We start from the raw sequence: 7343 nt of genomic DNA on the forward strand, positions 1-7343 counted from the left end.
CAACAAGCAATTCCCTTTAGAAGTTCATTAACTTTAGGCTTAGTTATAGCGATTATAAATGTATCTTTAGCTTCTATTATGTTATTGGAAAAAAGGAAATAATTATAACCTATTTATATTTTTAAATTATTATTTCTTTTCCAACACCCGCTTCTTTAAATGCGTATGGTAAACCTTTTCTCAATAATGATATTCCATCAATACCTGTACAATGAGTCCCTGAAACAACCTTTGGGGACTTAGAATTTAAATATGAAACTATGTTATTTACTCTCTTTTCATCAAATCCCATAAAATGAAGTCCACCAATTATACCCTTCAACTTATTTGTATTTGTAACTTTAAAGCCGTATTCAACTATATTTTCAACTCCTGCATGACCACAACCGGTTAAAATTAAAAGGCCATCTTTATCAACTATATATAAAGCCATGTCATCAGGAATTTCATCTAATAATCCTCCTGCATGGCTTGGCCCCCAATTTCTTGGTATATATCCTGAAACATATAGATTCTCTTTTAATTTATATGGTGAATCAATTAAGATTAATTCTGCACCTCTTTTTTCTAAGTCTTCTTTAGTAAAATTAACTCCGGCATTAATTTCCCCCTTCTCATCTTTTGCCTTGGCTGGAGCAAAGAGATTTTTATGAGCTATTATTTTAATTGGCTTATTTCTCATTTCTAAGAATTTAATTAGTCCGCCCGTATGATCGAGATGCCTATGACTTAAAACTACATATTCAGGCTCTTTTACATCTATTTTAAGGGCTTTCATATTATTAATTAAAGCATCTCCACTTAATCCTGTATCATATAGTATCTTGTAGTCATGAATATAAGCAGAAAATCCCCATTCACTTAATAATTTATCTCTTAAAGAACTAAGTGTTGTAACATAATTATCTACTAAAATAGTTATCTTCATTTAACTCACCGTTTATTATTAAACAATAAAAGATTTTATATATTTTACATAATATATTATAAATTGATGCTATTTATTTTTCCTTTTTATAATTTCATCCCCTTTTCTTGCAAATTCGTTATCCTTTTTTTCATATTCATAATATCCTATTAACTGATAAAATTCTTCTCTACTCATAATTTTATCCAACATGAATTTTTGTGTCCCTTTATTTTTTATTTCAATTAAAGTATCTTTAATTGCTTTCATAGCAGCTCTAAAGGTGGTTACTGGAAAAATAACTATTTTAAAACCTGCTTCCTTAAATTCATCTGCTGTTATATAAGGGGTTTTACCGAATTCAGTCATGTTAGCTAATAATGGAGCCTTAACTTCTTTTGCAAAAAGCTTGAATTCATCTAAGCTTGTTAAAGCCTCTGGAAATATTATATCTGCCCCTGCCTCCAAATAAAGCTTTGCTCTTTCTATTGCTGATTCTATCCCTTCAGTTGCCCTAGCATCAGTTCTTGCAACTATCAACATATCTCTTCTTGCATCATTTGCAGCAACAATTTTCTTTACCATATCTTCAGCAGAAATTGTTTTCTTACCTGATAAATGACCGCATTTTTTAGGCATGTCTTGATCTTCTATTTGTATTGCCGCCGCTCCTACCTCTTCTAGCTCCTTTACCGTTCTGTAAACATTTAATGATTCGCCAAAACCGGTATCTGAATCAACAATTAAAGGTATGTTTATAACATTAGTTATCCTTCTCGTTGAATCATATAATTCTGTAAAAGTTATTAAGCCCAGATCAGGCATTGCAAGAGTTCCTGTTAATGCTGCACCAGATAAATAAGCAGATTTAAATCCCATGCTTTCAACTAGAAGTGCTGATGCAGGGTCAAAGACACCAGGAGTTATTAATATATCTTCTTTTTTCAATAATTCCCTCAGCTTTTCTCCAGGACTTTCAAGCCTTTTTTTATATAAAAACGCCATCTAAGCTCACCAATTTATTAATTGAACATAAATTAATAAGCATTATTGAATAAAAATAAAGCTTAAATTTATTAAATACTCAATAATAGTGGTGATATAAATGGGAGGAAGACAAAAGACAACGCTATTTTCAACGAGCAAGAGGGAAGAAGAAAATAAAGGTAAAAAGAAGTGAGCTGTAACATTTTCCCTCCTTTGAGGAGGGGTAAAAAGTTTATTGTTTTATTACCTCCAAGTATTTTATCTGTTGAGGATAGTTTGATTGATAAAACGAGCAAAGCAGGTTTTATTTCCAGAATTTTATCAATATTCAGAGTTGATGAGGTAATCCTATACAAGGATGAGGAGACAAGCGATTTTGATGAGAAAATGCTTAACCTGATATTAAATTATCAAGTTATTCCTCCTCATATAAAAAAGAAGGTAATGAAGAAAAACAAGATGTTAAAATATGCAGGAATCTTGCCTCCACTAAGGTTAGTTAATCATGATCCTCCAAAAAAAATTGAAATAGGAAAAATATTAGACGGTTATATTGAGAAGTGCGATAAAGATAATTGTATAATTTATTTAGGTATGTTAGGAAAAGGGATTTTGGATAAGAAGGAAGCCGATGATGTTAATAAAAGCAATAAAATAATTACTGTTAGAATTAAGTCAATTAATAAAAACATCTTATTGGAAAAAGCTTCATGGGAAAACTTATATACTGGATATAAGGTCTCAAAAGCAAATAGTTTAAAAGAAGAAATAAACAAGCTAAGGAATAATAAAAATCTAATAATAGGAACAAGCAAATTTGGAGATTGTTTTGATAAAAAAATTCAAGATAATCTAAAAAATGATATTGATAAAAGTAATGGAATAGTCTTAATTTTTGGTGGACCTCACGCTGAACTATATAAACAAAAAGAAAAATTTGATTATATTTTAAATACAGTCTTAAATCAAGGAACATTGACCGTTAGAACTGAAGAAGCATTAGCTGCAACGCTTTCATTGTTCAATTATTTTGTGTAACCATTGTTAACTGGGGGGTTAACAAAATATAATATTATAGTAAATAAAATCTGCTTTAATAAATATCTTTTAGATATTTTACTTATACTTTAAAATTTATCTAAACTTAAATATGTGAACTACCCCGCCCTCACGGACAGGGCATCCTCACCTCGCGGTGAGGATTTCCTGCTTCTTCTAGAAAACTTACTATACACCCCCTCTGAGAAGGGAATGTATAGCAGAGGTTTCCTGTCCACAGCTTGGGTGTCCTTAGGTGTTATCTTTTTCCCTTCTTTCCTAGCGTTATTCACTGCATCCAACAAAGCATTGTACACTTTAACCTCAACCTGCATTATTTTGAGGAGTTTTTCCTCTACTTCCCTAGTTGGGTAAATTCTGTACTTGAATGATAGCTGGATCTTGTTATTCTTTTTCCTGGCTCTCCACATATTTTTTCAATACCTCCAGTGTTACTTGTCCACTTGTTGCTAAGAAGTAGGAAGGCGACCAGAAGTGTCCTTTCCATAGTTTTTCCTTTACTTGAGGAAATTTTCTCTGTATTTTCCTAACGTGATTGTCTTGATCGCGTTTATGTATCTGGGTATATTCAAGGTTGGTTTCGCCTTGAATGACATGTGGAAGTGATCTTTATCTACTCCTATGTCTATGACTTCAACCTCCCTAAGAACGCAGTATTTCCATTCGTTCAGATGGTCGCTCTCCAGCTTAATCGTCCTTTTCAGCGTCTTCAACACACTTGACCGCCTTCTCGTATTTATGAGACCTATGACCGTAAACTGAATGCGATCCTCTGTCCAATCTGTACTGCATAGTTATATCTATTTTTTAATAACTATAAAAGGTTTCTGTAAGGAGGCTATCCATCCCCCACCTTACGGAGGGGGACTTCCGCCCCCTTAACCCCCAGAAAGTTAAAAATAGGGTTTATTCACTCATTAACTTCTCATCATTAAAGCAATTTCATAGTTTTCAATTATTTCCAGTTATTGACAATATTTGGTATTTTAATAGGTTTATTCCCAATAACATGTGCTTTTTTATTTAATAATATATAAGTTTTATTTTGCTTTAGAAATTTATTTAGGCATAAGAAACAATAATTAAGTATGATAGCAATTAACAAGAAATAGAAAAAGAGGCGTTTAATAGATTTAAAAAAAATTAAAATTTAAAAGATAGTATTTCTTCAAAATTTATTTTATTGTCATAATAAACCTTAACCTCAAAATTTTCAGTATCTATTAATGCAAAATGCTTACAGCTCTGAGAACTATCTACTCTTAAATACTTAGTACCGCTTGAAAACTCATAAAAAGAATAACAGGGTTTCATGTGCCCGTTTAGATAAAGCCTTGGCCTTAATTCCATAATAAAATCCAAGATGGCTTGGTTATATATATCATTTACCATTCCCTGATAAACTTCTGGTAAATAAGGTGGTTGATGCGATATAAATATATCTAGCTTATTTGCATGTTTTTTAATTTTTTGATTAATTTCTTTCAAGTAACTTTTAATGATATTTTTCTCATCATCATATTTTCCTAAAAATGGCATTTTATCTTTAAGCAACCCATTAATGCCAGAAATGGTAATATTGTCTAACTTAATCACTTTTCCATCTTTTATTGAATAATCTTTAATAATATTAAAGTTTTCATGATTACCATAAATTGTTATGAGCTTTACTTTACTGCTAATTATCGAGAAATCGTTTGGGGTTACATCTTTGTCCCAATCACCTGCTGATAATAAAACATTAGGTTTTATCTCATCGATTAATCCATTTAACCATATCATTGCATAAGACTCGTCAGTGCCTTTATAGCCCTTCAAATTCATATGGATGTCACTTACAAATAATAAACGCAAATCGACTCCCAAAATTATTAAAATTAATTAAGTTATTAAACTATATATATATAAAAATAGCAATAGAAGTTACGCAACGGAAAAACACTTTGTCAATTATAATATTACTTTTAAGCAACTTATCCAATTTATATACAAACCTTTCTATTTGAAAACATGAAATTTTATTAGTAAAGTCAGATCCATAATCTATAAATAAATCTGTTAACATCTAGAATAAAAATGGGGTATGATTAGGAATCCGGGACCTGAACCCGAAAGGGTAATGTAGGGCAACGCTGCATGACCCCGGTGTTAGATATGAAGGTTGCTTTAGTTACTGGAGGAGATAGAGGGATAGGAAGGGCAATAGCATTAAGGCTTTCTTCTCAAGATGTTTTTACAATAATAAGCTATAGGAAGAGGGAGGACGAAGCTAAGTTAACATTAGAATTAATAAAATCGAAAAACGGTAAAGGTGATATGATAAGAGCAGATATATCAAGCAAGGAAGACGTAGAAAAGATGGTAGATTACATAAAAAGTAAATATGGAGGAGTAGATATATTAGTTAATAATGCAGGAGTTGGTTTTTCTTCTAAATTTGTTGATTTAACTTATGATTCATGGTTCAAGCAAATACAGACAAATTTAACTGGAAGCTATTATGTTACAAAGATGCTAATTGATAATATGATAAATAAGAAATGGGGAAGAATAATTTTCATGAGCAGCATAGCAGGAATTTATGGTGCTGAGTATTTAATTGCCTACAGCGCAGCGAAAGCGGGTTTGATAGGTTTAGCAAAATCCTTAGCAATAGAGATGGCAAAATATAATATAACTGTAAATGTAGTTGCTCCAGGTTTTATTGAAACTAAATTAGGAAAAAGCTATTTTGAATGGCTTGATTCAATCGGCTATAAAGATTCTGAAAAGAATTATATTTCTCTTATACCAAGCAATAGGCTCGCAAGTGAGGATGAGGTTTCATCTGTAGTATCATTTTTAGTAAGCGAAGAAGCTAGCGGAATAACTGGGCAAGTAATAACTGTTGATGCAGGGGCATCCTTAATGCCTGGAAGCGTATATAAAAGAGCATAAAAGAAACTGAATACTTACAAAATTGCATGAATATTCAAGTAAATAGCTTTTAATTAAAAGCAATTGGCAAAGCTATATTATAAAAATTTTTATTAATATAAAGATTGTAAGTTGCTTAAAAGTTAGAGAACTAAGTTAAAAATGATTTATAATAGTTTTATTTGATGTTATCTAAGGAAGTTATTATTTTTATTCCCATAGTATTGGCCATAGCTATTACTTCACCTTGATATTTATCATGTATAAATGGAGTAATAACAATTACTTGGTTTACTTTAATTCCATATTTCTTCTCATAGAGTTCCTTTTTCTTTTTTATTATAGGTAAATCGCTTCTCTTTAATGATGACATTATTTCTATAATCATAGTATTTCCATCTTTAATTACGATATCTATTTCTATCTCTGAGGGTTCATTATATACATACCCTTCTTTATCATATATTATTTCATTTTTAATTTCCCAACCAATATCTTTTAAAATTTCATATATGCCATTTCTGAAGGAACTTTCTGACATGATACCCCATCTAGCACCTATAGCATTTATAATGTTCTCTAATTTTTTAATGTCTTCCTTTGTGGCAAACTGTTTGGCCTCTTCCTTTGTAACCAACTTAGATATGTCTTCCTTTGTGGCAAACTGTTTGGCCTCTTCCTTTGTAACCAACTTAGATATGTCTTCCTTTGTGGCAAACTGTTTGGCCTCTTCCTTTGTAACCAACTTAGATATGTCTTCCTTTGTGGCAAACTGTTTGGCCTCTTCCTTTGTAACCAACTTAGATATGTCTTCCTTTGTGGCAAACTGTTTATCTATATTCCCTACTTTTTCTTCTAGGCTTGTAACCTTAATTTCTAACTTTGAAAGGGAGTTTTTTACTTCTCTAATATCATCTTTTGTTGCAAGGCTTTGCCATGGGGTAAGCTTAGCTAGTACTTGATAAATTATTTCAGGCTTAGATATTATAACATCTGCTATTATAGTTGGATTATCGAGTAATATCTTTTTTATCTCTTCCTTTAATTCCTCAGATTTCACTTTTAGTTACCTTTTTCCTCATATTATAGGAATTTTAAGCCTTATATTTTTCTTCTTTAAGTTACATTAAAAAATTAATTGACAATCTAATTTCTTAAACTTTGTTAACATGGTTTTTATATTATGGTTTAATGCTCATGTTTAGCCAATTGTTAACCGGGGGGTTAACAATGACGAAGAATAAATAAGAATAAACTAATTATTTAGTTGGATAGTAATATTATTCAATATAATATATATTAACTACTGACCTCCTCTCTGCCCTAAAGAGCGAGGCTTTCAGTTATAAACACTCTTGTTTTAATCATAATTTCCTAAATCCACTATTTTTGATCATGTCTTTAAACATTTGTGAATAATAATCAATTTTGCTGACCTCCTCCCCGCCCTGAAGGGCGAGTTCCCTGAGGTCTT

6 protein-coding genes and 2 pseudogenes are annotated in these 7343 nt (G+C 31.1%); 2 read left to right on the forward strand and 6 right to left on the reverse strand.

The features are described 5' to 3' along the window. Positions 1-121: 121 nt before the first annotated feature. Together RXO53_RS07225 and prpB are read right to left on the reverse strand one after the other, a co-directional pair. Positions 122-928 carry an MBL fold metallo-hydrolase gene (locus tag RXO53_RS07225; RefSeq protein WP_410713559.1) on the reverse strand — a complete coding sequence of 269 codons (807 nt, stop codon included), beginning with the start codon at positions 926-928 and terminating at the stop codon, positions 122-124. A 69-nt stretch (positions 929-997) separates the two neighbouring features. Next, positions 998-1867 (reverse strand): methylisocitrate lyase, encoded by an 870-nt coding sequence (gene prpB, locus RXO53_RS07230; protein WP_410713564.1) that lies wholly within the window; start codon positions 1865-1867, stop codon positions 998-1000. 216 nt (positions 1868-2083) lie between these two features. On the opposite strand from prpB, the gene RXO53_RS07235 reads away from it, so the two are divergent. After that, positions 2084-2932 carry a putative RNA uridine N3 methyltransferase gene (locus tag RXO53_RS07235; protein WP_410713560.1) on the forward strand — a complete coding sequence of 283 codons (849 nt, stop codon included), beginning with the start codon at positions 2084-2086 and terminating at the stop codon, positions 2930-2932. 185 nt (positions 2933-3117) lie between these two features. On the opposite strand, the pseudogene RXO53_RS07240 reads toward RXO53_RS07235, so the two are convergent. The 3 genes and pseudogenes from RXO53_RS07240 to RXO53_RS07250 all read right to left on the reverse strand — a co-directional run. Continuing rightward, positions 3118-3363, reverse strand: a pseudogene (locus tag RXO53_RS07240) (helix-turn-helix domain-containing protein); the annotation flags it as partial. Further along, positions 3338-3669 (reverse strand): annotated as a pseudogene (gene tnpA, locus RXO53_RS07245) (IS200/IS605 family transposase). The pseudogenes RXO53_RS07240 and tnpA, both read right to left, overlap by 26 nt. A gap of 427 nt (positions 3670-4096) precedes the next feature. Then, entirely contained in the window at positions 4097-4819 is a 723-nt protein-coding gene (locus RXO53_RS07250; protein ID WP_410713561.1) for a metallophosphoesterase family protein, read from the reverse strand. Between the two features lie 288 nt (positions 4820-5107). Here RXO53_RS07250 and RXO53_RS07255 point away from each other — a divergent pair, with 288 nt between their 5' ends. Then, positions 5108-5890, forward strand: coding sequence for an SDR family NAD(P)-dependent oxidoreductase (locus RXO53_RS07255; protein WP_410713562.1), 783 nt, complete (start codon positions 5108-5110; stop codon positions 5888-5890). Between the two features lie 157 nt (positions 5891-6047). Here the strand turns inward: RXO53_RS07255 and RXO53_RS07260 are convergent, their stop codons facing one another. Next, entirely contained in the window at positions 6048-6929 is an 882-nt protein-coding gene (locus RXO53_RS07260) for a PD-(D/E)XK nuclease family protein (protein ID WP_410713563.1), read from the reverse strand. Positions 6930-7343: the final 414 nt, after the last annotated feature.

This window comes from Caldisphaera sp. (assembly GCF_046536515.1).
Taxonomy (GTDB): Archaea; Thermoproteota; Thermoprotei_A; order Sulfolobales; family Acidilobaceae; genus Caldisphaera.

Coding starts and splice junctions, on each gene's coding strand:
- RXO53_RS07225 (WP_410713559.1), bottom strand. CDS start 928: ATGAAGATAACTATTTTAGTAGATAATTATGTTACAACACTTAGTTCT.
- RXO53_RS07255 (WP_410713562.1), top strand. CDS start 5,108: ATGAAGGTTGCTTTAGTTACTGGAGGAGATAGAGGGATAGGAAGGGCA.